The organism is Pollutimonas rozaliensis (assembly GCF_048751585.1).
Taxonomy (GTDB): Bacteria; Pseudomonadota; Gammaproteobacteria; order Burkholderiales; family Burkholderiaceae_B.
Genome location: NZ_JAZHOB010000006.1, coordinates 296,522 through 323,225, shown reverse-complemented (window position 1 = coordinate 323,225; position 26,704 = coordinate 296,522). Strand labels below are relative to the sequence as shown.

Below are 26,704 nucleotides of genomic sequence, written 5' to 3'. Positions count from 1 at the left end.
TATGCTTTTTACAGCGCCTGCGCCCAGTCCTTCCGCACCCGGCGCAGCGCTTCGGGCAACTTGCCTTCCATGCGGGCGAACAACTCGTCGTGCAATTCAAGCTCTTCGCGCCATTTCTCGGGGTCGCAAACCATCAACTGCTCGAATTGCGTATCGTCCAGCGACAGGCCGGTCCAATCCATATCCTGAAACCGCGGCGAAATACCGAAGAAGCCGTCCTCGCCTTGGGCGCTGCCTTCCAGCCGCCCAATAATCCATTTCAGCACCCGCACATTGTCGGCAAAGCCGGGCCAGATGAACTTGCCGTCAGCCCCTTTGCGAAACCAGTTCACGCAATAGATGCGCGGCAATGCCGCGCCCAAGCGCTCGAGACCCGTCCCCAGGCTTAGCCAATGCGCGAAATAGTCGGCCATGTTGTAGCCGCAAAAAGGCAGCATGGCGAAGGGGTCGCGCCGCACCACCCCTTGCTTGCCGGCGGCCGCGGCAGTGGTCTCCGAGCCCATGGTGGCCGCCATGTAGACGCCCTCCGCCCAATTGCGCGCTTCGGTCACCAGCGGCACGGTATCCGATCGCCGGCCCCCGAAAAGGAAGGCGTCCATTACAACTCCTTCAGGATTCTCCCACTCCGGATCGATGGACGGGCACTGGGAAGCGGGGGCCGTAAACCGCGCATTCGGATGAGCCGCCTTGCGCCCGGTTTCGCGGGCGATATCGGGAGTCCAGTCCCGGCCCTGCCAATCGATAAGGTGGGCCGGCGCGGTGGAAGTCATGCCCTCCCACCACACATCGCCGTCGTCGGTCAGGGCTACGTTGGTGAAAATGACGTTTTCCCGTAGCGTGGCCATGGCGTTGTAGTTGGTCTTCTCGCTGGTGCCCGGGGCCACGCCGAAGTAGCCCGCCTCAGGGTTGATGGCCCGAAGGCGGCCATCGGGGCCGGGCTTGATCCAGGCGATGTCGTCGCCCACCGTGCTTACTTTCCATCCGTTGAGCTGGGCTGGAGGAATGACCATGGCGAAGTTGGTCTTGCCGCAAGCCGATGGGAATGCCGCGCCAATATGGTACTTGCGGCCTTCGGGCGATTGCACACCCAGGATAAGCATGTGTTCGGCCAGCCAACCCTCGTCCCGCCCCATGGTCGAGGCAATCCGCAAGGCGAAGCACTTCTTGCCCAACAGGGCATTGCCTCCGTAGCCGGAACCGAAGCTCCAGATTTCCCGGCTTTCGGGAAAATGAACGATGTACTTGGTATCGTTGCAAGGCCAGGGCACATCGGACTCGCCCGGCGCCAGCGGCTTGCCGACCGAATGCACGCAAGGCACAAACTCGCCGTTTTCGCCCAGCAGGTCGTATACCTTCTTGCCCATGCGCGTCATGATGCGCATGTTCGCCACCACATAGGGACTATCGGTCAACTCGATACCAAGATGCGATATGGGCGAGCCCAATGGCCCCATGGAAAAGGGAACCACATACAGCGTGCGCCCGCGCATGGCTCCGGCGAACAGCCCGTCCAGCGTCTGGCGCATTTTTTCCGGCGCCATCCAATTGTTGGTCGGACCGGCGTCCTCTTCGCGCTCGGAGCAAATAAACGTGCGGTCTTCCACCCGGGCAACGTCCGACGGATCCGACCAGGCCAGATAGGAATTGGGACGCTTTTCAGGATCGAGCCGACGCATGGTGCCGTTGGCGACCAGTTGGGCGCACATCCGGTCGTACTCTTCCTGCGAGCCGTCACACCAGACAATGCGGTCCGGCTGGGTGTGGCGAGCGATCTGGTTCACCCATTTGATCAACCCTTGGTGCCTGACATAGGCAGGCGGCGCATCGGCCTGTGCCCCGTCGGCATGCTGCTGCGTCGATCCATCGGCGGCCGCAGATCGGCTGCCCTCGCTATATAGCTTGTCCATGCTGTCTTCCTCTTGGTTCGAATATCCTGAATGTCCCATATCCTGCATCATGCTTGTTCGACGGTTCCCACGCAAATAGCGCCGGCAGAGCAATCGAATGTCGCTTCTACGTGATAGTAACGTGCAGATGTAAGAGGATTGCACCATGAAGCTTCAAGAAATGTCTATCCAACAGGCAGCCCATTTATCAAGCGGCCCGCAGCGGCATGAATAATTATTTGAGCCTGCGCAGCGGATCTATGCCTTTTTCAACCGCCCTTGCAGCCATACCAAAGGCAGGCCGGCAGCCAGTACCGCCAGTCCCAGCAGCGCTCCCGCAGCGGCATACTGGATGCTGGACCAGCACAGCGCCAGGCAGGTAAAGGCAAACACCACAGGCGTCAGCGGATACAAAGGCACACGAAAGGGCCGCCGGCGCTGCGGATCGCGCCGACGCAGCACCATCACCGCGCATGCGGTCAGAAACATGAACAGCCAGAAAACCGGCGCCGTATAGGCCACCATGGCTTGGATGCCACCCTGGCTAAGCACGCCGAACAGAATCAGCGCCAGCGTAATGGCCGCCTGCAGCAATAGCGCCCTGGCGGGCGTCTCCCCGCGGTCATTCCATGCGCCCAGCCCGCGCAGCACCCGGACATCCCGCCCCAATGCGTAATACACCCGGGCGCCCGTGAAAATGCTGCCGTTGATCGTGCCAAGCGCGGTGCAGCACACCAGCAGACTGAGCAATACAGCTGCCCATGGCCCCGCTACCAGCCTCATCAGGTCCGCCCCCACCGCCTGCGTGCCCCGCAGCGGCTCCAGGCCGAAAATCTGTAGATAAGCCGCGTTCACGATCAGGTACACCGCAGTCACCACGAGCGACCCGATCAACAAGACACGGCTCATATTACGGCCTGGATCGCGTAGTTCTCCGGACAGATAAGCGGTTTCGTTCCAGCCACCGTAGGTCAGCAGCACAAACACCATGCCCAGCCCCAGGGCACCCGCAAGGCTGCCCGTAACCGGCGCAGATGCCGCCGCCACCCCGGCTGCCGGACCCGCCAAAATCAGCCCTGAAAAGCTGGTGATCAGCAATGCGGCAATCGTCGCCCCCGCCAGCAACAGCTGCACGCGCTTCGATTGCAGGGTGCCAAGCACATTCAGGCCCGTCAATGCGATGACGGCCATCGCCCCATGCAGAGCCGGGCCGTAGGTCCCCAAAGGCATCAGTATCTGGGCATAATCCCCATAGATGAAAGCGACCGCCGCGATCGAGCCCGTTTGTATGACCGTGCCGCGCGCCCAGGCAAACAGCATCCCTGTCGGCAGCCCCCATGCGCGCACGAGATAGCTGTATTCCCCGCCCGAATCCGGATAGGCGCTGCCCAGTTCGGCATAGCATAGGGCGCCCACCAGCATGATCAGCCCGCCAGCCAGCCAAAGCGCCATGTAGATTGCAGGGGTCGGCGCTTGCTGCGCCACCAGTGGCGGAAACCCGAAAATGCCGATGCCCACCACCACGCCCACCAGCATGGCCACAGCGTCCAGAACCGACAGCCCGCCGACAGGGGCGAAGGACGGGGCGGGCTTCATAGCGCGCTAACGCCGCTCGGCTTGCCAGCCCTGCACGGCCCCCGGGGCCGCCACCGCCACGATGGAGTCGCCCTGAACACGCCCCACATAACGCCGGGCCTGCGCACCCTCGCCAATATCGAAACGCAGTTCGGAGCCGCGCAAACGGCCGATTATCAGTTCCGCGGCCGCGCCTTGCCGTATTGCGCGGCCATTGAATTTTTGAAAAGACTGGGCAAGGTTCAGCATCACATCGCCGTCAGGCCCGCTAAGCAGCCATTTTCCATCCACCTTGGCAGGCACCACCCAAAAATAAACCCGGCTTCGGCCCACATCGGCATGGGCATCGCTTTCCCAGTCATCCATATCGAAATCATGGGATACGATCCGGGTTCCGGGCGCTAGATCCAGGATCGCCGGGCGCAGCTTCAGGTTGACATCCGGCAGCAAATACATGCTGATCACCGATGCACGGGACAAATCCGTCTGGAACAGATCCTGGACTTCAAATCGCACCTTGTCGGATACGCCCTCTTGCTGAGCGCTGGCGCGCGCCTCGTCCACGCGATCAGGATCGATATCCACCCCGAAAGCGCCTTTGGCGCCGAAATCGCGTACGGCTGTCACGGGAATCCGCCCATCGCCCGAACCCAGGTCAATCAAAAAATCCGAAGGCCCCACCTGTGCCATAGTCAGCATACGGGACACCACTTCCGTGCGCGTGGGCACAAAAGGCACATCCAGATCAAGCGGCGCCTGCGCGGCCGCCGCGCCTGTAAAGGACAAGGCCAGCATCAGCATTATTGACCGAACCCCCGCTATCGAGCCGCGACCCAGCAGCCCCCCGAAAAAGTTGCCCATGATCGCCCCTCTTTTGTTGGGATGCTAGTAATTTACATTAAGCTGAATTTAATCTTACTACAAGCTGAACATTTTTTACTTAATGACACGAATTGAGAATGGAAGCCCGCAGGCTAAAGGCTTGCCAGTTGTCCGGTAGTAAGTATGAAGGCCAGAAGGTAAATAAAGAGGGCTGTATGCCGTAAAACAAGGTAGGAAGCGTTCTTGTTGCAACAAACGCATAACTCTCCCTAAAGTTCCGCAAGCCATAGCCGTTAATGCCAGTGAACAGGAAGAAACCGGCTTTGCTTTACCGCGGAACAAGCAGCACACCGCTCAAAACAGGCTTTTTTCTTCTTGGCAACCAGGCGGAGCCAGATTCGCCGTATTTATTCCTCTCAGGAGTTATCCATGTCAGTCATCAACACCAACTCGCTTTCCCTGATTGCCCAAGGCAACCTTCAGAAATCGCAGTCGGCTCTGGGCAGCGCCATCGAGCGCCTGTCCTCCGGCATGCGCATCAACAGCGCCAAAGACGACGCCGCCGGCCAAGCCATTGCCAACCGCTTCACGGCAAACATCAAGGGCTTGACGCAAGCCACCCGCAACGCCAACGACGGTATCTCGATCGCTCAAACGACCGAAGGCGCGTTGAACGAAATCAACAACAACCTGCAGCGTGTTCGCGAACTGTCGGTTCAAGCCGCCAACGGCACAAACTCGGCTTCCGATCTGCAGTCAATCCAAGAAGAAATTACCCAACGCCTGAACGAAATCAACCGCGTTTCGGCGCAAACCCAGTTCAACGGGGTTAAAGTTCTTGCCAGCGACGCAACCTTGAAGATCCAGGTCGGCGCCAACGACAACCAAACGATTGACGTCAACCTCAAGCAAATTGACAGCGGCAAGCTGAATTTGCGTACGTTTAGCGTTGCCGGCCCGGATGGCACCGGGACTAGCAGCAACACCACGCTGAAGGCCTTTGTGGGCGCAACGGCAATGGGTACAAACTCCGCCACAACCATCACCACTGCGGCTGGCACAGCCGCTGGTTTGGCCGACCTTGGCACCACCGCGCCCACCGTCAGCGTTGTAATGGACTCCAAGGGAAATTACTACGCGGAAGTTACCGCTGGCGCCGGCACAACTCGCGAAGGAGTACAAGCCAGCGACAAATTGTATGTCGCGATCCAAGCCAAAGACGTCGACACAACTACTTCGTCTTCCGCTGCCACCATCTCGCTTGATAAGCTTGACTTCTCCAAGGCTACCTTTGCAAAAAGCTCGGGCGCGCTGGCCAGCGTCGACAGCGCTCTCGCTCAAGTCGACAGCCTGCGCGGCGAACTGGGTGCGGTTCAAAATCGCTTCCAATCCACCATTGCCAACCTTAACAACACAGTAACCAACCTCTCGTCGGCTCGTTCCCGGATCGAGGACGCTGACTACGCGGTTGAAGTGTCCAACATGACACGTGCGCAGATTCTGCAACAAGCAGGCACCTCGGTCTTGGCGCAAGCCAACCAAGTGCCTCAGACGGTGCTGTCCCTGCTGCGTTAATGTTGTGCGCACATCGAGTCCCTGGGTAAATACCCCGTGACTCGATGAAAAACCTAAAAGGCAAGCTGAAGCCAGCTTGCCTTTTTTATTGTCCGTTTGGAACTCAATGGGGGTACGTATACTGAACAGCGCCCGCTATTTTTAATGAAAACGCCCCAAATATCATGCCAAATAGTCTTCCTACGGTTACCGATTCAGAAAAAAAATCAATCGAACCCATAACAAACAGCCAAGAGTTTTCACCATTCTCGCTAACAAGGCTGCGGGCGATCGCCCACTTATACGGCATAGAAACCGTGGCACTCGAACAGGCCCGTACCCTAGTGGTTGGCAGTGGGGCCGTGGGTCAACTGATCGCCTATGCGGAGCTTTACCCCAACGCGGAATTCCTCGGCCTTTGCAATAACCCGGCAGAGCAAGCAGCCGGCACTCGATTAATCGCCGAACTAGGCCTAGGAAATGTCTATGTCGTAGAAGCAAGTTTAAGTCAGCTTGACCCTGCCACAGTAGGGAAATTCGACTACATACTTGTGCCCAGCCTGTATAACAAACTGACCACCCCTGCTGCTCAATCCGCATTACAAGACTGCCAGGCCCTATTATCAACGCTGGGCATGCTCTGTATTGGCTATGACGTCTATCCAGGAGCGAAATCGATAGAAGTTGTCCGCGATGCCATGCTTATGCATAGCGCAAACAGCGTTGGCGAACCTGAGCTTACCGGGTCGGCCAAGGCGGCCCTGACTCTCTTTACAGAAGGGCTGGCCGCCACTGGCCCAATGGCCGCGAGCCTTCGCGCTGCGGCGGTTACCCTTGCCGGCCGAATAGATGCGGAAGGGATCCATTCAGTACTGGCTACGGAAGGCTCCCCAAAGTATTTCATTGAATTCGTAGAGCAAGCAGCTAAGGCGAACCTAGCCTATATCGGGGATGCCATCCCCCAATATGACATGCTTTCCGTTCAGGATACTTCTGTGGCCACCGCGAACAGTGTGCTAGCACTGGGGCAGTCGCCTCTGCTAAGGCTGCAATACCTGGATTTTTCCACAGGACGCGCATCGCGCCATAGCATCCTTGTAAGATCAGACAGACTGACTGACGCTATCGGGGCTATCAATGTCAAGAATTTGCTTGATTTAAGCTGGGCCAGCAGGTTGGCGCCAATAGAGGTGCCGGGCCTGGAAATTGATACTGTCGCGTTTCACGACAGCCAAGGCCATCTGGTCTTTGTCAAAGACGAGATCGTCGCCGCCATGCTAAACGCCTTGGCATGCGTCTGGCCTGGTAGCTTGCCTGTCGATTCACTGATTAAGGCTGTAAGGAAAGCAGTAAGCAAGTCAAATCGGAATGATCAAGACGATAATGTGCGCGAGCGGGTGCTGCGTACATTAAAAATGTGGTTCGAGGGAGGCGACCCCGCGATTCAATATTGCCTTGGTTGCGGGCCTTATGACAATCTGCAAGGCGATGGGGTACGCTTGCTACCGAGCTTGCTATTTGGAACCAAGGATAGCAGTGGCCAAATTTCAAGCTTTGATGCAGTCAACCTCTGGGACCAAGTCCTGGGTCTTCAATTCTCCGATGCAGAGCTCGAAATATTGCAGCACTGGAAGCAAGGGCTGAAGGCTGACCAGATCGCCTCGGGCATACTTGCCGATGAGCCTACGGCAACTGAAGCCGGTCAAGGCGAGAGCAGCCATGCGCGTGAATTTGAAAACCTCTCCCCCAAGGAAACCATAGCCGTACAGAACGGCTTACTGATTAAACTACATCGTGCGGGCCTTCTCTTATCCAAAGGCGAAGCTTGGCGTGATTTTCTTTATTCCGTTATTGCCATGTCCGATGGGGAATCCCCCTACTGGGCGGAATATATGGCTGCGCTAGCAAGATACCGTTACACCACAAACGAAATTGGCAAAGAAGCTCAGGCAACACCTCTGCCACCACATCTTTTGAATCAAATCAAGAAAATTGATTCCTTATTTCAGCTCGCCAACTATCGTTCTGCCGAGCAGTTGTCCAGGCAGTTGGTGGAAAAGCACCCCCACCTGCCAGAAGGCTGGTATCAGCTAGCCCGCATTCAAGTCGAATCAAAGCAATATATAAAATCATTGCCAAGCTTTTTAAAGGCCCTAAGCTTAGCCGGCGATGATACCCGCATATACGAGTATCTTGCCACGGCACTAATCCGAATCGGGTACTGGTCAGTAGCCCACCGCGCCATAAACCATGCTCTAGCGTTAAACCCTGATTTACCGCAAAAGAATTTTCTCTTTGGCAATCTCTATCTGTCCTTGGCGGAAAACTCCAAAGCAGAGATTTACTTTCACCGCGAGATCGAAGCGTATCCAGAAAATGCAGCGGCCCATCTAAATCTGGCAAGCTCACTGATTCTCCAAGGAAATTCCACCAAAGCGGAATCTGTGCTGGAGAGCGCGCTGAATAAATGCGCACCCAATGCCATTATTAAATTTGAATTGATCAATGCATACCTTTTTGCCTTGAACTACAGCGCAAAAAAAACGAGCGAAGATATATTTTCCAAGTACAAAAATTTTGATAAAGAAATTTATGCCGTACATAGAAAAAATTGGCGGTCTCATAAGAACAGAAAGCTTGCTGGTCGAAAAATCAATATTGCTTACGTATCTCCCGACTTTAACAATCATGCAGTCAGCAAGTTTCTTGAGCCATTAATCTCTAACCATGATCGTGAAAAATTCAAAGTTTATGCCTACGCCAATCAAGTTAAACACGATGCGGTGACGGAGCGCTATAAATCCTATGTAGACCAATGGCTTAATGTCCTGGACATGGATGACGACGCTTTAGCCGCACAAATAAGGGTAGATCAAATCGATATTTTGGTGGATGTAGCCGGGCACACTGCCGGGAGCCGCTTAGCGGTTTTCGCTCGCAAGCCTGCGCCTATTTCAGTCACATGGCTTGGCTATGGTTATACAACAGGCCTTTCCGCCATCGATTACTTTCTTGGCGACGACAATTTATGTCCTCCCGGTTCAGAGCCTGTTTTTTCGGAAAAACCTTGGCGCCTGGCTCCATCCAATTACGTTTATCGAACCAATTGGGAATCAATGGGCGAGGTGGGCGCGCTTCCTGCGCTAACAGGCGATGGCATCACTTTTGGTACATTAACCAGAGCGATCCGACTCAACGAACAGGTTATTGAAACTTGGTCCACCATTCTTAAAAAATTGCCGGCATCCAGACTCATCGTAAACAGCGCCAATTACTCGGATCCTGTTGCCTGCAACCGCCTGGCAGCTCAATTCGCTGAACACGGCATAGCAAGAGATCGTTTAACATTGATGTACGAGTCGCCCCCTTGGGACTCCTTGCGTAAGATGGACATTGGCCTGGATTGCTTCCCGCACAACTCCGGTACAACATTATTTGACACCTTGTGCATGGGTATTCCATATGTCACTCTAATGGGAAGACCAGGCGTTGGCGGCATCGGTGCGTCGATTTTGAACGGTGTTGGCCACCCTGAGTGGATCGCCCACAGTCGGGAAGAATATATAGAAAAAGTGCTTGAGTTGGCGAGCGATGTGCCTAGGCTAGCTCATACCCGCTTACGGCTGCGCGATGAGCTGAAAAGCAGCCCCTTGATGGACGAACAAGGGTTTGCCCGAAAGGTTGAAGATGCTTATCGAAAGATGTTTCAAAATTGGGTGGAAAGCAAAAATGATAGTCAGTGACGATTTATGTAAAAAGGCTTTGACGCTTGGTGTCAGCCTATCGGCCGGCACAACGCGTACTATCGGTAGGTGGCTGATAAAAACAGACTGTTATCGTCATGTCATACTCAACTCATCAGTGTTCAAAGGATAATCATGGCTGAAAGCATAAGCCACCCCAAGACAGAGAAATTGCAACAAGCGCTACTAAGGTTAGGGCGAAACGAAGCATTACGTCATGAGTTGCTGGATTGGCTGAAACAGGCCGAAAAGAGGCTGGAAGGTCCTTCTCCTTTTGCTGTCCGTGATGAAATCACAGGCCCTATTGTCGACGCCCTACATACCAACGAAGACAAATATGAAAAAACCCTGGAGGGTGGTGTACGGTTCCAGTTTTTGTATCGCACCAAGATCGCAAGGGAATTTCTTCTATCTGCTCGTGAGCACCCAACCCATGTATGGGAGCCTCAAACAACCCGACTATTGCAGTATTTAGCCCGCAACACCAAGAAAGACATTCTGATTGGCGGTGCTTATTTCGGCGATCACGCAATATTGCTTGGCCGGCAGTTGGAAGACTCCGACCGCTTGATCCATTGCTTCGAGCCCGATATCTCGCAATCCGGAATGTTGAAAATCAATGCAGAAATCAACAATCTTGATAATATGCGAATCCACCCACTTGGCCTTTGGCGTGAAAGCAATCAACATCTGAAGTTAGAGGGGTTTGATTCCCTTGCCAGCTCTGTTGTTGCAGACAATGAGCCAGGTGCATTTGCAACGGTATCAATTGATGATTACATGGCTACGCAAGGCAGGGCTTGTGGATTAATCATGATTGATATTGAAGGTGGCGAGTTAAATGTTTTGCAAGGCAGTGCCACAACGCTGAAGCAAGACAAGCCAGTCATAGTTTTTGAAGTCCACCGAGATTACGTAGACTGGACCAACGGACTCTTAGCTACCCCTATTTGTTCCTTACTAACAAATGCGGGATATCAAATTTTCGCAATAAGGGATTTCAATAGTAATCAAGAAATGGGGCAACGCCCCATTGAACTGATTCCGGCAGACAAGGTGTATCTGGAAGGCCCGTCCCATGGCTTCAATATGCTGGCTATCCAAGACAAAGAGTTAATCTCTAATGCCTTGTTTAGCATAGTAGAGAATGTCAGCCCAAAACTGCTGCGGCATAAAAACCCTGCATTACATCACCCTTTAGACGGGCTGCCGGACTAAGCAAAGGGCCTTATCGGCCCTTTGCAATAGCTAATAAGGCGTGCTTAATGATCAAAACGTGTCGTCAGGCAATACGTCGCAAGAAACCATCCGGCGCTGAAGTAATCAGCAACTTATCTTCGATAGATTTATCGATTTCAAAATTGGGGTTTGTTTTCAACCATTCCGAAACAGCCGTCTTGGGATTGTTCCCCTTCCCCCATGGACGATCTTCCCATACGTAATCGGCTGGCAGGTCTTCCACAAACGTATCGAAAACTACGCAATAGCTGTCAATACCGACCAACCCGGCATAAGCCTTTAATTCCGCCAAGACATGCTCATGCGTATGGTTCGAATCCAAAAAGACCAGTGCTCGCTTTCCTTCGGCCATGGCATGAATCTGTGCAACCACATCCGGGGCAACACTGGAGCCTTCGATCAATTTAATACGGTGCGCCATGGGATGATTTTGGATTGCGCTGCGATTATGCGAGCGAATATCAATGTCGATGCCGACCACTTCGCCATGTCCCAAAAGCTGTAACATTGACGCAGACAGAATCACGGAACCTCCATGGGCTACACCGGTCTCAATCACCAAGTCTGGTTTTACCGCCCAAATAATTTCCTGAATCGCCATAGCATCAGTTGGCAATTGGATCATCGGCCGGCCCAGCCACGAGAAATTATTCATATACTTTCGCTCAAGCGCTTTGGCGCGCCAAGCTACCGATAGAGCCCGAAATTCCGCATCGCTTGCAAATCCAGTGATTCGGGCTTGCTTTTCAGCCCGATAATCTGCAGCTGCGTCTGGCGTGGTTTCTAGGTAAGTCATAAAAAGCCTTTATTGCGGCGATATAGTTTAAGAAATTCAGGAAAATAATCAGAAAACAAGCGGGGTTGAATGGCAAACTCGTCTTTCAACCGGTTTATATCAATTGCTGTGAAATCCCATGCGGGCGCGTTAGCCGCCACATCCACAATGAATCCCATATCAGACTCCAAGATGCGAACTATCTGTTGGTTATCGACAGCTTCGCCGCTGGCGACATTGATAATCCCTTGGGCCTTCGATGCGGCGATAAGCGCTAAAGCGGACACAGCATCGTCGATATACAAATAGTCCTTACGAGAACTGAGCGCTGTACGCAATAGTATCCGCCCGGTCTTCCTTCCCTCTTCAAGAAGCTGGTCAATAAAAATGTCGGGATCGGGGCGCAAGCCAACAATATTCGACAAACGGGCAACGCGCGTATTAGCACGCCCGCCATGCAAGCATAGGGATTCTCCCATCAGCTTGGACAAATTGTATAAATCACCTGGCTGATTAGGGTTTACATGCAAAGTGGAGCTTTCATCCGTGGCGGTTGCACCGGCGTACACGCGGGTGCTGGACAGATACGTTAACGATTCGAATTCAGCCTGCTCAAGCAAGCGACGTAGCAAACACACATGGGCTTCGACGGTGTCCAGCGGCCTGCTACGAAAATCGGCAGTCAAGCCAACGCAGTAGATAACATGGCCAAGCGAAGAGTTGAATAAAGAATCATCACCGCGTAAGGGGGAAAAGCACTGATGATCATTTTGCCGTAAATAACGCAGCAAGTGGCTACCAATAAATCCGCCCCCCCCTAATACCGTATAGTGTCCTGCGGTCACAGCGAAGCTCCAGCCATATCCACTCCTGCAAACTTGCCCTCCAGGAATGGGCGTTGACGATCGCGTGCAGATACCTCGCTGACCGGTACTGGCCATGCAATATTGATCATTGGATCAAAAGGATTAAGGCCACCTTCATGTTCGGGACTGTATTGCGTCGTCACTAAATAAAATACTTCGGCTTCAGGCGTCAATGTCTGAAACCCATGTGCAACCCCTGGTGGAATTACAAGGCTGTTCTGGCTTTCTGCAGACAACGTCACGCCGAACCAGTTTAAAAATGTTGGCGAGGCCGCACGTAAATCGACAGCGACATCAAACACTTCTCCGTGTAAGCAGGTGACAATTTTGCTTTCAGCGTTGGGAGCATATTGAAAATGCATCCCTCTGACGGTCCCTTGCAAATCAGACCATGAATGGTTGATCTGAGTAGGAACGCCTTGTAGTCCAATAGCTGAAAACTCATCTTCACAGTAAAACCGCGTAAAGAAACCTCGCTCATCGCGAATAGGTTTGCGGTTAACCTGCCAAACGCCTTTCAAAGGTGTCTGCGCAAAACTAAATCGAGAGGTTTCCATAATCTTCCGACACCATCATTCAAATTGACGCACTCATATAAGCTGCAATATCCGCTTCACATAACAGACGCGCATCCATCCCTTCATTTTGCGAGCGGTACCAAAGCACAGTGCGCTCGACAGCCTCCCGCAATGACCAACGTGGATATATGCCCAGAACATTACGACTTAAAGATGTTTCAAGTGCCAGCCAGCCAGCTTCGTACGGTCCCTGGTTGATGTCATCGCTATAACGGACGTTACCGCAGCCATATACTTCCCGAGCCAAGGAAACAACCCGGCTCACGGTCGCCGCCTCATGAGGCGTAGGCCCGAAGTTGTAGGCCGTTGGCAAGGAGGGTGTGTCCCACAATCGCTCTGCCAAAGCCAAGTATCCGGACAATGGTTCCAACACATGCTGCCAAGGGCGTATGGCTTGCGGTCGACGAATCTCAAGAGTTGAGTTACTTTGCCATGCTCGAACGGCATCCGGTATTAAGCGATCTATAGACCAATCGCCCCCCCCGATGACATTACCCGCACGCGCGCTGGCAACCGCTACGCCTTGAGCAGATAAAAAAGCGGACCGATAACTTTCGATGACAAGTTCACTAGCCGCCTTGCTGGCGCTGTAGGGGTCATGGCCGCCCAAGCGGTCAGTCTCTCTATAGGGATACGAAGACTGCTGCGGCGAATACACCTTATCGGTGGTTATCATTACCGCGATACGTACACTATCGATGCCTCGCAATGCGTCCAAGACGTGCACCGTACCTTGTACATTGCTGGCGAAAGTACCGATAGGATCTTCGTAACTCGCCCTGACCAAAGGCTGAGCTGCCATATGAAAGACAATTTCCGGCTTGGCTTGCCTTACGATGCCTGCGACCCGCACAGCGTCCCGTATATCACAGAAATTGCTGTCAAGAGCCTTCTCAATATCCGCCAGAGCATAAAGATTTGGAGCGGTATTTGGCGGTAAAGCGATGCCAGTCACGCGAGCGCCTAATTGAGCTAACCAGAGAGCTAACCACCCGCCCTTAAACCCAGTGTGCCCAGTAAGCAATACTCGTTTTCCTTTCCAAAATTTGGGCGACACCATTGAGGTTTTCACCAAGCTTTCCATGGAGCTCGCCCCGTCTGCCATAGATCCTCCAGCAAATTCTTTTCCCGTAAGGTATCCATGGGTTGCCAGAAGCCGCTATGCTCGAATGCCATCAATTCGTCAAGCTCGCATAATTGGGCCAGGGGTTCTTGCTCCCAACTGGTTTCATCACCATAAATCATCTCTATGCATTTGGGGGAAAGCACGAAAAACCCCCCGTTGATGAACCCACCATCGCCACGCGGTTTTTCCATAAAACCGGTAACGCTGTCACCATGGCGCCTTAAGGCGCCATATCTACCAGGCGGCCGCACTGCTGTGACGGTGGCCAACTTTCCATGTTCACGATGAAATTTTATGCAGGAGGCAATATTCACATCGCTTACCCCATCACCGTAAGTAAAGCAAAATGCTTCTTCATCCTGTAAATATCCCGCCACGCGTTTTAAGCGCCCCCCCGTCATAGTGTTTTCGCCCGTATCCACCAGGGTAACCCGCCACGGTTCAGCATGCTGATGATGGACCTGCATGCCGTTATTGGTCATGTCAAACGTTACATCGGACATATGCAAGAAATAGTTGGCAAAATACTCCTTAACCACATACCCCTTATAACCACAACAAATCACAAACTCATGAATTCCATAATGGGAATACATCTTCATGATGTGCCAGAGTATTGGCTTACCGCCAATTTCCACCATGGGCTTAGGCTTGAGATGTGTTTCCTCGGAAATGCGGGTACCAAGCCCTCCCGCGAGAATAACGGCTTTCACCTTGGGTCCTGAAAATAATGTTTTGTACGAAGAAAAATGAAGCTGGAGAGCAAGAATCATCCAGTTAGCACTATAGAAGCTGCAAATATAGCGGCAGTTTGGATATCTCAATATCCGAAATAGCGATCAAATCGACATCCAGTCTGTGTGAATAGCTAAACCGTGACACGCATCGGAATTGGCTTAACCACCTTGTCGATAGAGTAGCGTCGCTTGCCCGCTGCGCTGGCGGATGCGGATAATCCGCCTTTCAGCGATGCGGAATTGGCTGCCTTGCGACCGCGCCACGGACGCCCGCCCAAAGCAAGGCCTAAAAACCAGGTATCCATATGCTATTTCGCCGAGGTTATCGGACTGTTCAAAGCCGGATGGCAAAACCAAGGATGCCCCTGGACCGAACATCTTCGTAAAGTCGGAGTCAGGGCAGCAGGCATAGGCTATGTTGGCGTTATCATGCCTCAAGCGCATGTCGCTGCCAGCGCGGCGTTGATTCTTGTAATGTCTGGATTTACAATTTGGCTAGGGTTCGCATTAACGCACAGGCGCATTGATAAGGGTTAACAATGACCACTGCATTTATCCTGACTACCGGTGGCCTGTTTGTTGCCTTCATGGCTGTTGCCGGCTATGTCTTTTATTTCTCAGACGGAATCCATTCAGACAAATCAAAGCATTGATGCCGGACCGACTGGGCATAAACCGGTATTCCTGAAAGAGCTACAGGCAGTCATGCGTAGCGCCAAGCGGCCGGTGCAGAACAAGCGACTGTAGTGTTGTATCGTGTATCTACACAAGATACAATAGCAAATGATCAAGAGCTTTCGCCACAAGGGCATCCAGATGTTCTTCGAGACCGGCTCCAAGGCCAAGATACAGGCCGCGCATGCAGGTAAGCTTCAGCGTCAATTGCTTGCACTGAACCGCGCCGCCGAACCTAAAGATATGGATGTGCCTGGTTGGCGGCTGCACCCTTTGCAAGGTGCTGACCTGCAAGGCCATTGGTCGGTATGGGTAAATGGCAATTGGCGGCTTACGTTCATGTTTGACGGACGGGACGCCGTTCTGGTGGATTACCAGGACTATCACTAGGAGCATGATTATGCCGATGCACACTCCCCCGCATCCGGGCAGCATCCTGAAAGAAGACGTTCTGCCGGAGCTTGGGCTGACGGTGACGCAGGCCGCCGAGCAACTGGGCGTGTCGCGTGTTCAGTTTTCGCGTTTTATCAACGGGCGCTCGGGCGTGACGCCCGACTTGGCTATACGTTTGTCCAAGTGGATTCGGGCGCCCACGGCCATTATGTGGCTACAAATGCAGGCCGACTATGAGCTATGGCAAGCAGAGCATTCGGGGCGCAACATAGAGGTTGAGCCGGCGCATACTATACCGGCCTAGCTTTATCCCCTCGTCTGGGTGTATCGGTCGCCGTCTACAGCTCCCGCCCTATCGAGTAATAAACGACACCGCGCCGTTCCATCCGGGCAGGGTCATACAGATTCCGCCCGTCGAATATCACCGGCTGTTTCAGCCACTTCTTGATGTGATCAAAATCTGGCGCTTTGAATGCCTGCCAGTCCGTTACGATCGCCAGTGAATCGGCCCCTTTCAGGGCGGCCTCCTTGGTGCCGCACAAGCTTAGCTCATCCCGTGTTCCGTACAGCCGCTGGGCCTCTTCCATGGCTTCGGGGTCATAGGCCTGGACGTTGGCGCCGGCTTCCCACAAGGCTTCCATCAGCACCCGGCTGGGCGCCTCGCGCATGTCGTTGGTATTGGGTTTGAAGCTTAGGCCCCACAGGGCAATTGTCTTGCCGTTCAGGTCGCCGTTGAAATGCCGATGGATTTTGTTGAACATAACGGTTTTCTGCGCGTCATTGCGCTGTTCGACAGCCTTGAGTATCTTCGGATCGAACTCAATGCTCTCGGCAGTGCGGATCAGCGCCTGGATGTCCTTGGGAAAGCACGAGCCCCCATAACCCGCGCCTGCGTAGATGAAGGCATACCCGATGCGCGGGTCGGAACCGATGCCCTGCCTGACCATTTCAATATCGGCGCCTAGTTTTTCAGCCAGGTTGGCCATTTCATTCATGAAGCTGATTTTGGTGGCCAGCATGCAGTTGGCCGCATACTTTGTCAGCTCGGCACTACGCACGTCCATCACGATGATTTTTTCGTGATTGCGGTTGAAAGGCGCATACAACTCGCGCACGGCTTCTTCAACCTCATCGCTGTCTGTTCCAATGATGATGCGATCGGGCCGCATGCAATCCGCAACAGCCGACCCCTCCTTCAGGAATTCGGGGTTGGACACCACATCGAAAGCCAAATCGTTGCGGTTGCGCCGGCCCAGCACCTGAGCCATGCGAACAGCCACCTTGTCGGCCGTCCCCACCGGCACGGTGGATTTGTCGATAACGATTTGACGGCGCTCCATGTGCCGGGCGATGGTATCGGCCACATCCAGAACATAACGCAGGTCTGCCGAGCCGTCTTCGTCCGGCGGCGTGCCCACCGCGATAAATTGCACATCGCCGTGCATCACGCCTGCAGCGGCGTCCGTGGTAAAGTTCAGTCGACCGGCCGCATGGTTGTCTTTGACCAGCGCGGCCAGCCCGGGTTCATAGATGGGGATGCGCCCCTGCTTCAACAGCTCGACCTTATCGGCGTCGATATCCACACACACCACATCGTGGCCGACTTCAGCCAGTACGGCCCCTTGGGTCAGGCCGACGTAACCAATGCCAAATACCGTAACTTTCATGATTTCTGGATGCCCGGAGCGCATCGCTTGCGCGATGCGCTCCAGATGCCTCGGTGGTATCAATAAGCGGCATGATGGCAGTGGTCTATGACCGTTTGATTTCTTACTATGCGGCTGTGCAGCCTCGCCAGGCAACCAGGGTGTTAGATTAGAAAAAAATCAAACAGACGAGATGCTTGCACTCATCAGCCTCTCCACCTTGGGCTGCTTATGCTCTTTAGCTTTGGCGAGATCGTACTCAGCTTGCAATGCAATCCAAAAACGCGCTGTACTAATACCTGCGGTTTCAAGCCGAATAGCCAAATCAGCACTAATGCCCGCTTTGCCATTGACGACGCGCGAAAATGCGGCCCTGGACATACCCAGCTTTTTAGCCGCATCGCTGACTGATATACCTAAAGGCGCAATGACTTCGTCGCGTAAGGTAACGCCGGGATGAGGATGATTTGCAGCATTCATCATGTGCCTTTCAATGGTAGTCCTGATAGTCGACGATATCCACGTCAGCGCCAACAAAGGCAAACGTCACGCGCCAATTACCATTGACAGTTATGGACCAATGGCCTTCCAGCTTGCCTTTCAAGGGATGAAGATTGAATCCAGGCAAATTTAGTTCCGCCGGAGCCTGTGCCACATTGAGCGCCCTCAAGATACTTCCTATCTTCTTGGAATGGCTGGCCTGGATCCCTCGCAAGGAACCCGTATAGAAGAACGCTTCCAACCCTTTGTGCCTGAACCTTAGAATCATAGTTATTGTATAGTGGGGCGCGTCACGATACAAACTTCCTGCTAAGTCGCGCTGAATTATTGGCCCAAGAGCAATATGGGATAAATCCAGTAAATACTCCAGCACCATACCGTGACAGAACCGTCGATTTGCCATCCTGCACCTGGTTGCGTCCATCCGCAAAACTGCGAAGGGCGGCACGTGTTTTTCACGTGTCGCCCTTCTGAACCACTATGACATCAACCGCCCTTCCTAAAACTTAAAACTCTTCCCACTCCTCCTCGCGTACCGGCTCGGCCTTGCCCATGGTCAGTGCTTGCCTGGATGGCGCAGGGGTGGGCTTTCCTGTCCTTGGCGAAGGCTGTCCTGCACGCTGCGGCTTACCCTGTGGGATCGCTGCCGCGGCAGCTTCACCTGTAGGCATTTCGCCACTGGCTGGCGCATTTCGGCCAGGCAATCGCGCAGGAGCTGTCGCTACCTGCTTGGCTACCGCCACCCCCTGATCCTGCCCCACTTGGAACACGCCCACCACGTCCACCAGCGCCTTGGCCTGATCGTTCAAGCTGTTGGAGGCCGAGGCCGACTGTTCGACCAAGGCGGCATTCTGCTGGGTTACATCGCTAAGCTGCAGCACGGCGTCATTGATCTGGGCAATGCCCGAGGTCTGTTCCTTGGTTGCCGCGCTGATTTCACTGATCAGGTCGGTAACGTGCCGGACCTGGGTCACGATACCCGTCATGGCCTCGCCCGCCGCGTCCGCCATCTGGCTGCCGGCTTCCGCTTTGGCCACGCTATCGTCTATCAGGGTCTTGATGTCCTTGGCGGCGGCGGCGCTCTTCTGCGCCAGGCTGCGCACTTCGCTGGCCACAACGGCAAAGCCGCGGCCCTGTTCGCCGGCGCGGGCCGCTTCCACGGCGGCATTCAGCGCCAGAATATTCGTTTGAAAGGCGATGCTGTCGATGACGCCGATGATGTCCACAATTTTCCGGGACGAGGCATTGATTTCGCCCATGGTCGCCACGACGCCGTTGACGACTTCGCCGCCCTTGGTCGCGGCGCCGCTGGCCGAACTGGCCAGTTGCGCCGCCTGCTGGGCCACGTCGGCATTGCTCTTTACCGTACTGGACAATTCCTCCATAGCGGCGGCGGTTTCAGTCAGGTTGGCGGCCTGTTCCTCGGTCCTTTGGGAAAGATCGGCGTTGCCGGCCGCGATTTGGCTGGATCCGGTGGCGATGCTGTCGCTGCTGGCGCGCACGGAATGGACCACCCTGCGCAAGGACTCCTGCATGACGTTGATGGCGTGAATGACGCTGCCTTCCCCAGCGTGGGATACGTCGATGCGGTTGGTCAAATTACCCTGGGCTATCGACGCCGCCACTCGAGCGACATCGGCCGGCTCGCCACCCAATTGCCGAGTCAGGACGCGGGTGATTACCCAGCCCAGCAGTACCGCCAACAAAACCCCGCCCAGGGTCAGAGCGATGGAAATAAGCTTGGTATTTGTATAGACATCGGCGATTTCACCGTCCAATCTTTGGGCATTGGCCTGCTTTTCCTCGACCAGCTTGTGTAGATTGGCCTCGGCATCGCTGGCCAAGGCCAGCGCCTTATCGCCGAGTTTCTTGCCCTCTTCGGCGGAAACCTCGCCGCGCTGGGCGATGGCCATGATGGCGGCGCCTTCGAAGGCCTCGATACTGGCGCGGGTTTGTGCAACGGCCGCCTGACCGGCCTCGGTGATGAACAAAGCCTTCAATGCTTCCAAGCTCTTGTAGGCGTTCGAAAACCGCTGTTGCAGGCGTTTCATGTTTTCGCCGCGCTCTTGCTCATTGCTTGCCAATAGCGCGCTACGCACCGCGCCGCCCGCCCCAATGATATTTCCACGCGTATCGGCCGCTTGGCGCAAGCCCACGATTTCGGTTTGATACATTTGCCCGGCCATGGCGTTCACCTGGCTGGTGGAATATAAGCCCACTACGCCGATAACGGCGGCAACTGCGGCGACTATCAAAAAGCCGCCGATCAACTTGGTTTGAACCGTAAGGCGCGCAAGCCACTTCATGTTTTCTCCGGATTTTTTATGAATCAATTATTAAGGGTAAACCCTTAGTTATTATAGGGAGGCAAGTGGCGGGCAATTAGATGAACTAGGGCCAAACCACCTGTCAAAGCATCGCTTTGCATAAGTAGTAACCCTAGACTCTTTGAATAATGCTTCGTCCAAGATACTTCGATCAAAACCCTTCAATAGCTGGATAGAACTCGGTGTTTTCTTTCTGCATGCGCGTATGCAGGGTCTTCAGCACTGTGTTGGCCTCTTGACGAAACTGTTCCGCCTTTTCGGCAACGGCGGCGACCTTGCCCCATTTGCGGGCAAACGTGATATATGCATTGGCGATGCCCTGCATTTCTTCCTGATATGCCCGGCTCATGTCGGCCAGGCGCTGGTCGCCGCCTTTTTGCAGGGTGGGATACAAAATTCGGTCTTCGATAGCCAGGTGAAGGTTCACGACAGAAGTCAGTACGCCTAGTTGATGGACTATTTCATAGGCATTTTCCTTGATTCCCGCATGGGCGAATTTGCGCAGATTCGCAATGCCTTGCAAGATTTCCACGTGCTGATGCTTGAAACGATCGATTTCCATGACCCGGTCCTTTGCTGAAAGAATTAACACATAAGATACATATTAAATACATCTTATAAAAAACACAAACCGTTTCACTTGGCGAAAACGGAATTAAAGCAAGGCCTGGAACTCGGCTTCGCCAGGGCTCTCGTGCCAATCGGCATGAGCCAGCGCGGCGCGTATCCGCGCAACGGCCTGCGAACGCAGTTGCGATACCCTGCCTTCGGTAATGCCCATGACAGCCCCGATTTCCTTCTGATTAAGATCCTGCTCGAACTGCAGGGACAGCAATAGCTGCTCACGTTCAGGCAATGTCTTGATCGCAGTCACCAAGGCGCGCCGCAGGCCTTGGGATACCAATTGGCCCAGCGGATTGGCCCAATGCGTGGACTGGGTGTCCGTAGTTTGGCTTTGGTCCAACAGATGCTGTGCATCGTCGCTATGGCGGGCCAGGTCTTCGTAATGAATAATTTGCACGCCGCGCGCTTCTTCCAGCAATTGCTGATATTCAGGCAGCATCACCTCCATTTCTTCGGCTATTTCCGCCTCCGTTGGGGGACGCATGAGTCGATGACCCAGAACGTGGACGGCCTGCTCTATGTTTTTGGTCTTGCTGCGCACGCTGCGCGGCAACCAGTCCTGGCTGCGCAGCTCGTCCAGCATGGCGCCGCGTATTCGGGTTACGGCATAGGTTTCAAACTGCGCGTCGGGAGACTGCTGGTAGCGCCGCACGGCGTCCAGCAGGCCCATCATGCCGGCCTGCATAAGGTCGTCCAGCTCTACGCTGGCGGGCAGCTTGGCTATCAGTTGCAAAGCCAGGCGGCGAACCAGTGGAGCGTGTTGTCCGACAAGGAGGTCTTCGGAACTAGGCATGCGGCATTAATAAAACATACGATCAAGACATACAAAGGGGCCGCTTATTGTGGCGTGAACCACCTGGCGGCGGTGGATTGATCAGCCCGCCATTTGCTTGTCTATTCGCCGAATTAAAGTTTTTCCGTATTCTGCCGTTAAGAACGCCTATAAGGCGCTTGCGCCAAACGAAAATTACTTTCGGAGCCAATCCAATGGTCAATCCTATTGCTTCTGGTGTAGCCGCTGTACCGTTTGGCGCCCCTTCGGCCGACTTTGAACGGCCCATGTCGCTGCCCGAACCGGCCGTTCAGGTTACAAAATCCAGCGAAGCCCTGAACAGCGGCAGTTCGACCAGCACCCAGCGCGACCGCGACGATTTGCCCGAGGGCCTGGATCCGCTGGCAAAGGCGCTGGACATGCTTAATAACAATATGAAGGCATGGTCCACCGGCATGCGCTTTGACGTCGATCCGGAAGCGCAGCGGGTGGTGGTATCGATTATAGACAGCGAAACCGGAGATGTACTGCGCACGGTTCCCACCGATGCCGTCATCCGGGTGGCGAAAATGATTGTGCAGCTTCAGGGCCGCAGCGTGGATACCAAGGTTTAATGGAAATGAGGTCGTTTAGGGTAAACGCCTAAACAGCCAATACTAATACCCGCTTTCATCCACATTGAAGCGGGCGATTTTGCAGGACAATAACCCCAATCGGGAGCTTCACATGGCTATATCTTCTATCGGTGTCGGTTCAGGTCTTCCTCTGGACGAACTGCTGGGCAAATTGCGCGCCAGCGAAAACCAGGCGCTGACCCTGATCGAATCCAGGGCGACGTCGGTGCAAAGCCGGCTGACCGCCTATGGCACGATAAAAAGCTCGATCGAAGCCTTGAAGACGGCGTCCGACGCTTTGGGAAAGGCCGAGACCTTCGGCGCGCTTAAAACCAGCGTCAACAGCGAGGCATTCACCGCCGCTGCCAACAGCAAAGCCATTGCGGGTCAATACAGTATCGAAGTCACGCAACTAGCCTCTTCGCAAACCCTGACCAGCAGTTCGGGCATGGCCGATCGCAAGGCCACGCTGGCGAACGGCAGCGTGGACATCGCCTTCACCATAGGCGGCACAACCAAGACGATTACCGTAGCACAAGACCAGACCAGCCTGGAAGGCATCGTAAAAGCCATCAACGGCGACTCCAGCCTGGGCGTTTCCGCCACCATTGTCAACGATGGCTCCGGCACACCGCATCGCCTGCTGCTGACCGCCAAGAATACCGGCGAGCAAGCCGCGCTGCAAACCATTACCGTAACAGCCACCGATGCCGGCGCGGGTACCGACATCAGCCAGGTCTCGGGCTTGATCGGCTACGACAGCGCGGCCCCCGGCCCCAACTTTACCGAGATAACCGCCAAGAATGCCATTGTGCAGATCAACGGCATACAGGTGCAAAGCCAGAGCAACACGATTGAAGACGTCATCGAAGGCGTAACCTTGACGCTGACCAAGCAAAGCGAGGTCGGCAAGCCCAGTGTGCTGTCCGTTACCGCCGACGATTCCGTCACCAGCAAGGCGGTCAATACCTTTGTTACCGCCTACAACAACCTGCAGAACATCATCAAGACACTGACGTCCTATAACGTCGACACCCAGAAGGGCAGCGCCCTGACCGGCGACAGCCTGGCCCGCCAGGTGCAAAGCCAGATACGCAGCGCCTTAAATGTAGCGGGATCACCAGGCGCCATCCGTAATCTGTCTCAAATGGGCATTACGACCAACCCCAGCGACGGCATTCTAAAGGTCGACGACACCAAGCTGGCCGCAGCGCTTAAAGACAATATGGTCGATGTCCAAAAACTGTTCGCCGGCGAAAACGGCGTCAGCGCAAAAATGGCGGCAGCGGCGGATGCCTTCGTGAAAAGCGGTGGCTCGATCCCCTCCGCCACCGACAGCATGAACAACACGCTGAAAGACCTGGAAAAACAATACGAGGCCATGTCCAACCGCATCGACGCCAAAATGGAGACCTACCGCCAGCAGTTCTCACAGCTGGACACCATGATGGCGCAAATGAACTCGGTCAGCAGCTATTTAACCCAGCAATTGTCGATGCTGGGCAATACAGGCGAACAGAAATGAGCTACTCCCCCACGCGTGGGCTAAGGCGGCACTCCGTCCAGGCCTACGCCAACATAGGCCTGGAAACCCAGGTGCTTAGCGCCAGCCCCGAACATCTGATTACGCTGCTGTTCGACGGCGCCCGGGCGGCCATTCTGAAAGCCCGGCTGCACATGCAGAACAACAACATCGAAGGCCGCGGGATGGCGATATCGAAAGCCATCGATATCGTGGACTCGGGCCTGAAAGCCAGCGTCGACCAGGAAACCGGCGGTGACCTGGCGAAAAACCTGGTGGCCTCGTACGAGTTGATCATACGCAATCTGTTGCTGGCCAATCTGAATGCCGATTCCGAAAAGCTGGATCTGGCCGAACGCCTGCTGACTGACATTGGCAGCGCCTGGCGCGAAGCCGTGGACCCCGTACGCATGGAACTTCCCGCCAGTCAAACGGCCTAATACATCCAATGGCTTGTCAGCAACAGCAGGCTTTATTAAATTCATGCACTTGCCATCCATTTCCGGCATAAAGCATATTGCCTTATCATCATCCAGACTCCAGCAGCCGCATAGACCGTGCAACGTTAATTATGAGCAAATCGTCAACCATCCTGCGCCAGTATGAAGTCATTGCGGGGATTTCCAGCCGCATGCTTAGCGAGGCGCGCGCCAACCACTGGGACGAGGTCGTTACATTGGGCGAACAATACCAGGCCGCGGTGGAATCGCTGCGCAGCCTGAATCAGCTTAGCGACGAAGACCGCCTGGCCCGGCGCGACCTGCTTACACGCATCCTGGACGACGACGCCAATATACGCCTGTTGGCCGCGCCGGAGCTGAACCGTTTAGGCATGCTATTGGGCAGTATGAAGCGGCAGCATACCGTTCTACAGGCCTATTGCGCGCCGCTGCTTAAGCAATGAGCATAGGCGCCCCCTCGGCACTGGGCACGCTGCTGGTGCAGCGACTTGATGCCGCGCTGGGCACCACCCTGTCTCAACAAGCCAATCTGGTCACGGGCGCCCGTCCCGATGCGGTCACGCAGGCCGCCAACCCGGAACGCGCCGACGCGGCCCGCACGGAAACCCAGCGCCATCCACGCGAAATCGTCGATCGCGCCACGGCCCAGACCGAGCAGCAAGGCCGGGGCGCGGTGGATAAAGCGCGACTGGACGCCCGGACCGCCGCCCTGCTGCTCGGCAGCAACCTGACCAATACCGCAACCACGCCATCGGCCCCCACGACTCTGGGCCAGGCGGCAAGAACCATATTGGCGCTGTTAGCCAACTACCCGGAGCAGGCTGCCGCCCTTCAAGGCAAGCAGCCTTTGCTGCAAACCCGACCCAACCCTCTTGTCGACGCGCGCGCGCAATCGCCGGGCCAGGCGCCCGTGGACGGCGCGCAGCAGACTGCGGGACGCGGGGCGGGCGCCGCCGGCCAATCAGCGGCCGGCGCGGCGGCGGCGGGCTCCGGATCTGTCGGCGCCACTGTCGGCTCTGCTGCGGGCGCCACTGCCGGCACTGCGGGAAGCGCCAATACCGCCGGACCGGTTTCGGCCGGCGCCTCCGCTGCGGCAGCGGCCGGCACGGCGCTGCAAACCGCCGCCGCACCGGCTCAACTGGCGCAGACGCTGGCCCAGGTGTTGCAGACCAGCGGCATGTTCTACGAATCGCATCTAGGCAATCTGGCTTTCGGCAAGCAGAACCTGGCACAACTGATGCTGGAACCACAAGCCCAGGCCGGACGCGCTCCTGCCGGCAACGCTCCATCCCATGCATCCCTACCCGCTTCCGGCGAGCCAGGCGGGGCGCGCGGCGCAGCCGAGAACGCTGCTCTCAACACCACGGCGGTCCGCGCCGGCGACGCCGGCGGCAATCAAGCCGGCGTCAGCACTGCACAAGCGCTCTCTCAGCATGCCCCCGCCCTGCTGGCCAGCGGCATGGATCCGCAAACCCATTTGCTGGTGCGGCAACAACTGGAGGTCCTGGCCAACCAGACATTCGCCTGGCGGGGAGAAGCCTGGCCCGACGCCCCGATGGAATGGGAGATATCCCGGCGCGATGCGCAAGGCGATGATGCATCGCCCCAGACCGAACACTGGGCCACGCGCATCAACATCCATCTGCCCGAGCTTGGTAAAGTGCAGGCGCAACTGACGCTGGCGGGCCGGCAACTGGTCATGCATCTGGTGGCGCCCGATTCAGCCGGGTTGCTGGGCCGGCACACCGAGGCTTTGCGCGGACGCTATTCCGCGCAGGGCCTGCAGCTTAGCCAGTTGTCCATTGCCAGCGAGGAAAAGGCGTCAAGCCCCACGTCGATTGTGCGCATGGGCGCCGAAATAGATAAGAGTCAAAGCCAAGCCGCGGAAACAGGCAACCAGGCCGGCAAGCAGGCGGACGCGGATCGCGCCAACGGAGGCGCGGCATGAAGACCGGCCCCCGTCCACTTGATGACGGCCGCCCCAGCGCGGTCGCCATCGCCTACGACAAAAGCGACAGCGCGCCCAGAGTGGTCGCCAAGGGTTACGGAACACTGGCCGAGAACATTATCCGCACGGCCAAGGACAACGGCCTGTATGTCCACGAATCGCCCGAGCTGGTTGGCTTGCTGATGCAGGTCGATCTGGATTCCCACATTCCCCCGGAACTGTACGTGGCGATTGCGGAGCTGCTGGCGTGGCTGTATCAGCTGGAAGGCGGTGCCGGTGGCGGAAAGCGGGAAGACCTGCTGGGGGCTCCTAAGCCCTAG

26 protein-coding genes are annotated in these 26,704 nt (G+C 55.4%); 11 read left to right on the top strand and 15 right to left on the bottom strand.

Annotation, left to right across the window (positions count from 1 at the left end):
- Positions 1–8: 8 nt before the first annotated feature.
- The 3 genes from V0R37_RS13420 to V0R37_RS13410 form a co-directional block, all read right to left on the bottom strand.
- Entirely contained in the window at positions 9–1,907 is a 1,899-nt protein-coding gene (locus V0R37_RS13420) for a phosphoenolpyruvate carboxykinase (GTP) (protein WP_420374998.1), read from the bottom strand.
- A 237-nt stretch (positions 1,908–2,144) separates the two neighbouring features.
- A complete protein-coding gene (locus V0R37_RS13415; RefSeq protein WP_420374997.1) occupies positions 2,145–3,482 on the bottom strand; it encodes an APC family permease in 1,338 nt (445 codons plus the stop codon).
- A gap of 6 nt (positions 3,483–3,488) precedes the next feature.
- Complete coding sequence (locus V0R37_RS13410) at positions 3,489–4,322, bottom strand: SAM-dependent methyltransferase (RefSeq protein ID WP_420374996.1); 834 nt, start codon at positions 4,320–4,322, stop codon at positions 3,489–3,491.
- Between the two features lie 390 nt (positions 4,323–4,712).
- On the opposite strand from V0R37_RS13410, the gene V0R37_RS13405 reads away from it, so the two are divergent.
- The 3 genes from V0R37_RS13405 (at position 4,713) to V0R37_RS13395 (ending at position 10,798) form a co-directional block, all read left to right on the top strand.
- On the top strand, positions 4,713–5,858 hold the full coding sequence (locus V0R37_RS13405) for a FliC/FljB family flagellin (protein ID WP_420374995.1): 1,146 nt from the start codon (positions 4,713–4,715) through the stop codon (positions 5,856–5,858).
- Between the two features lie 164 nt (positions 5,859–6,022).
- On the top strand, positions 6,023–9,580 hold the full coding sequence (locus V0R37_RS13400; RefSeq protein ID WP_420374994.1) for an O-linked N-acetylglucosamine transferase family protein: 3,558 nt from the start codon (positions 6,023–6,025) through the stop codon (positions 9,578–9,580).
- Between the two features lie 135 nt (positions 9,581–9,715).
- A complete protein-coding gene (locus V0R37_RS13395; RefSeq protein ID WP_420374993.1) occupies positions 9,716–10,798 on the top strand; it encodes an FkbM family methyltransferase in 1,083 nt (360 codons plus the stop codon).
- 64 nt (positions 10,799–10,862) lie between these two features.
- Here the strand turns inward: V0R37_RS13395 and V0R37_RS13390 are convergent, their stop codons facing one another.
- The 6 genes from V0R37_RS13390 to V0R37_RS13365 all read right to left on the bottom strand — a co-directional run bounded on the left by V0R37_RS13390 (position 10,863) and on the right by V0R37_RS13365 (position 15,206).
- Positions 10,863–11,615, bottom strand: a complete 753-nt coding sequence (locus tag V0R37_RS13390) for a cephalosporin hydroxylase family protein (protein ID WP_420374992.1) — start codon at positions 11,613–11,615, stop codon at positions 10,863–10,865.
- Positions 11,612–12,439, bottom strand: a complete 828-nt coding sequence (locus tag V0R37_RS13385) for an NAD-dependent epimerase/dehydratase family protein (protein ID WP_420374991.1) — start codon at positions 12,437–12,439, stop codon at positions 11,612–11,614. Before V0R37_RS13385 ends, V0R37_RS13390 begins: the two co-directional genes overlap by 4 nt.
- Positions 12,436–13,017, bottom strand: a complete 582-nt coding sequence (locus V0R37_RS13380) for a dTDP-4-dehydrorhamnose 3,5-epimerase family protein (RefSeq protein ID WP_420374990.1) — start codon at positions 13,015–13,017, stop codon at positions 12,436–12,438. Before V0R37_RS13380 ends, V0R37_RS13385 begins: the two co-directional genes overlap by 4 nt.
- A gap of 19 nt (positions 13,018–13,036) precedes the next feature.
- Positions 13,037–14,122, bottom strand: a complete 1,086-nt coding sequence (rfbG, locus tag V0R37_RS13375; protein ID WP_420374989.1) for a CDP-glucose 4,6-dehydratase — start codon at positions 14,120–14,122, stop codon at positions 13,037–13,039.
- Positions 14,107–14,877, bottom strand: a complete 771-nt coding sequence (gene rfbF / locus V0R37_RS13370) for a glucose-1-phosphate cytidylyltransferase (protein WP_420375037.1) — start codon at positions 14,875–14,877, stop codon at positions 14,107–14,109. Before rfbF ends, rfbG begins: the two co-directional genes overlap by 16 nt.
- A gap of 155 nt (positions 14,878–15,032) precedes the next feature.
- Positions 15,033–15,206 carry a hypothetical protein gene (locus V0R37_RS13365; protein ID WP_420374988.1) on the bottom strand — a complete coding sequence of 58 codons (174 nt, stop codon included), beginning with the start codon at positions 15,204–15,206 and terminating at the stop codon, positions 15,033–15,035.
- Between the two features lie 478 nt (positions 15,207–15,684).
- On the opposite strand from V0R37_RS13365, the gene V0R37_RS13360 reads away from it, so the two are divergent.
- Both V0R37_RS13360 and V0R37_RS13355 read left to right on the top strand, forming a co-directional pair.
- Complete coding sequence (locus V0R37_RS13360; RefSeq protein ID WP_420374987.1) at positions 15,685–15,966, top strand: type II toxin-antitoxin system RelE/ParE family toxin; 282 nt, start codon at positions 15,685–15,687, stop codon at positions 15,964–15,966.
- 10 nt (positions 15,967–15,976) lie between these two features.
- The gene (locus V0R37_RS13355; RefSeq protein WP_420374986.1) at positions 15,977–16,273 is read left to right on the top strand and encodes a HigA family addiction module antitoxin; all 297 of its coding nucleotides are present in this window, start codon (positions 15,977–15,979) and stop codon (positions 16,271–16,273) included.
- A gap of 34 nt (positions 16,274–16,307) precedes the next feature.
- On the opposite strand, the gene V0R37_RS13350 is transcribed toward V0R37_RS13355, so the two are convergent.
- The 6 genes from V0R37_RS13350 to V0R37_RS13325 form a co-directional block, all read right to left on the bottom strand.
- The gene (locus tag V0R37_RS13350; RefSeq protein WP_420374985.1) at positions 16,308–17,636 is read right to left on the bottom strand and encodes a UDP-glucose dehydrogenase family protein; all 1,329 of its coding nucleotides are present in this window, start codon (positions 17,634–17,636) and stop codon (positions 16,308–16,310) included.
- 159 nt (positions 17,637–17,795) lie between these two features.
- On the bottom strand, positions 17,796–18,098 hold the full coding sequence (locus V0R37_RS13345; protein ID WP_420374984.1) for a HigA family addiction module antitoxin: 303 nt from the start codon (positions 18,096–18,098) through the stop codon (positions 17,796–17,798).
- Positions 18,099–18,105: 7 nt separating this feature from the next.
- Complete coding sequence (locus tag V0R37_RS13340; RefSeq protein WP_420374983.1) at positions 18,106–18,357, bottom strand: type II toxin-antitoxin system RelE/ParE family toxin; 252 nt, start codon at positions 18,355–18,357, stop codon at positions 18,106–18,108.
- A 265-nt stretch (positions 18,358–18,622) separates the two neighbouring features.
- Entirely contained in the window at positions 18,623–20,422 is a 1,800-nt protein-coding gene (locus V0R37_RS13335; protein ID WP_420374982.1) for a methyl-accepting chemotaxis protein, read from the bottom strand.
- Between the two features lie 172 nt (positions 20,423–20,594).
- Positions 20,595–21,005 carry a hemerythrin domain-containing protein gene (locus tag V0R37_RS13330; RefSeq protein WP_420374981.1) on the bottom strand — a complete coding sequence of 137 codons (411 nt, stop codon included), beginning with the start codon at positions 21,003–21,005 and terminating at the stop codon, positions 20,595–20,597.
- A 93-nt stretch (positions 21,006–21,098) separates the two neighbouring features.
- On the bottom strand, positions 21,099–21,860 hold the full coding sequence (locus tag V0R37_RS13325) for an RNA polymerase sigma factor FliA (protein ID WP_420374980.1): 762 nt from the start codon (positions 21,858–21,860) through the stop codon (positions 21,099–21,101).
- Positions 21,861–22,054: 194 nt separating this feature from the next.
- On the opposite strand from V0R37_RS13325, the gene V0R37_RS13320 reads away from it, so the two are divergent.
- The 6 genes from V0R37_RS13320 to V0R37_RS13295 all read left to right on the top strand — a co-directional run bounded on the left by V0R37_RS13320 (position 22,055) and on the right by V0R37_RS13295 (position 26,704).
- A complete protein-coding gene (locus tag V0R37_RS13320; protein WP_420374979.1) occupies positions 22,055–22,453 on the top strand; it encodes a flagellar protein FlaG in 399 nt (132 codons plus the stop codon).
- 112 nt (positions 22,454–22,565) lie between these two features.
- Complete coding sequence (fliD, locus tag V0R37_RS13315; RefSeq protein ID WP_420374978.1) at positions 22,566–23,978, top strand: flagellar filament capping protein FliD; 1,413 nt, start codon at positions 22,566–22,568, stop codon at positions 23,976–23,978.
- Positions 23,975–24,415 (top strand): flagellar export chaperone FliS, encoded by a 441-nt coding sequence (fliS, locus tag V0R37_RS13310; RefSeq protein WP_420374977.1) that lies wholly within the window; start codon positions 23,975–23,977, stop codon positions 24,413–24,415. Before fliD ends, fliS begins: the two co-directional genes overlap by 4 nt.
- Positions 24,416–24,546: 131 nt before the next feature.
- A complete protein-coding gene (locus V0R37_RS13305) occupies positions 24,547–24,879 on the top strand; it encodes a flagellar protein FliT (protein WP_420374976.1) in 333 nt (110 codons plus the stop codon).
- Positions 24,876–26,384: a flagellar hook-length control protein FliK gene (fliK, locus tag V0R37_RS13300; RefSeq protein ID WP_420374975.1), complete on the top strand. Its 1,509-nt coding sequence runs from the start codon at positions 24,876–24,878 to the stop codon at positions 26,382–26,384. Before V0R37_RS13305 ends, fliK begins: the two co-directional genes overlap by 4 nt.
- Positions 26,381–26,704, top strand: coding sequence for an EscU/YscU/HrcU family type III secretion system export apparatus switch protein (locus V0R37_RS13295; protein ID WP_420374974.1), 324 nt, complete (start codon positions 26,381–26,383; stop codon positions 26,702–26,704). Before fliK ends, V0R37_RS13295 begins: the two co-directional genes overlap by 4 nt.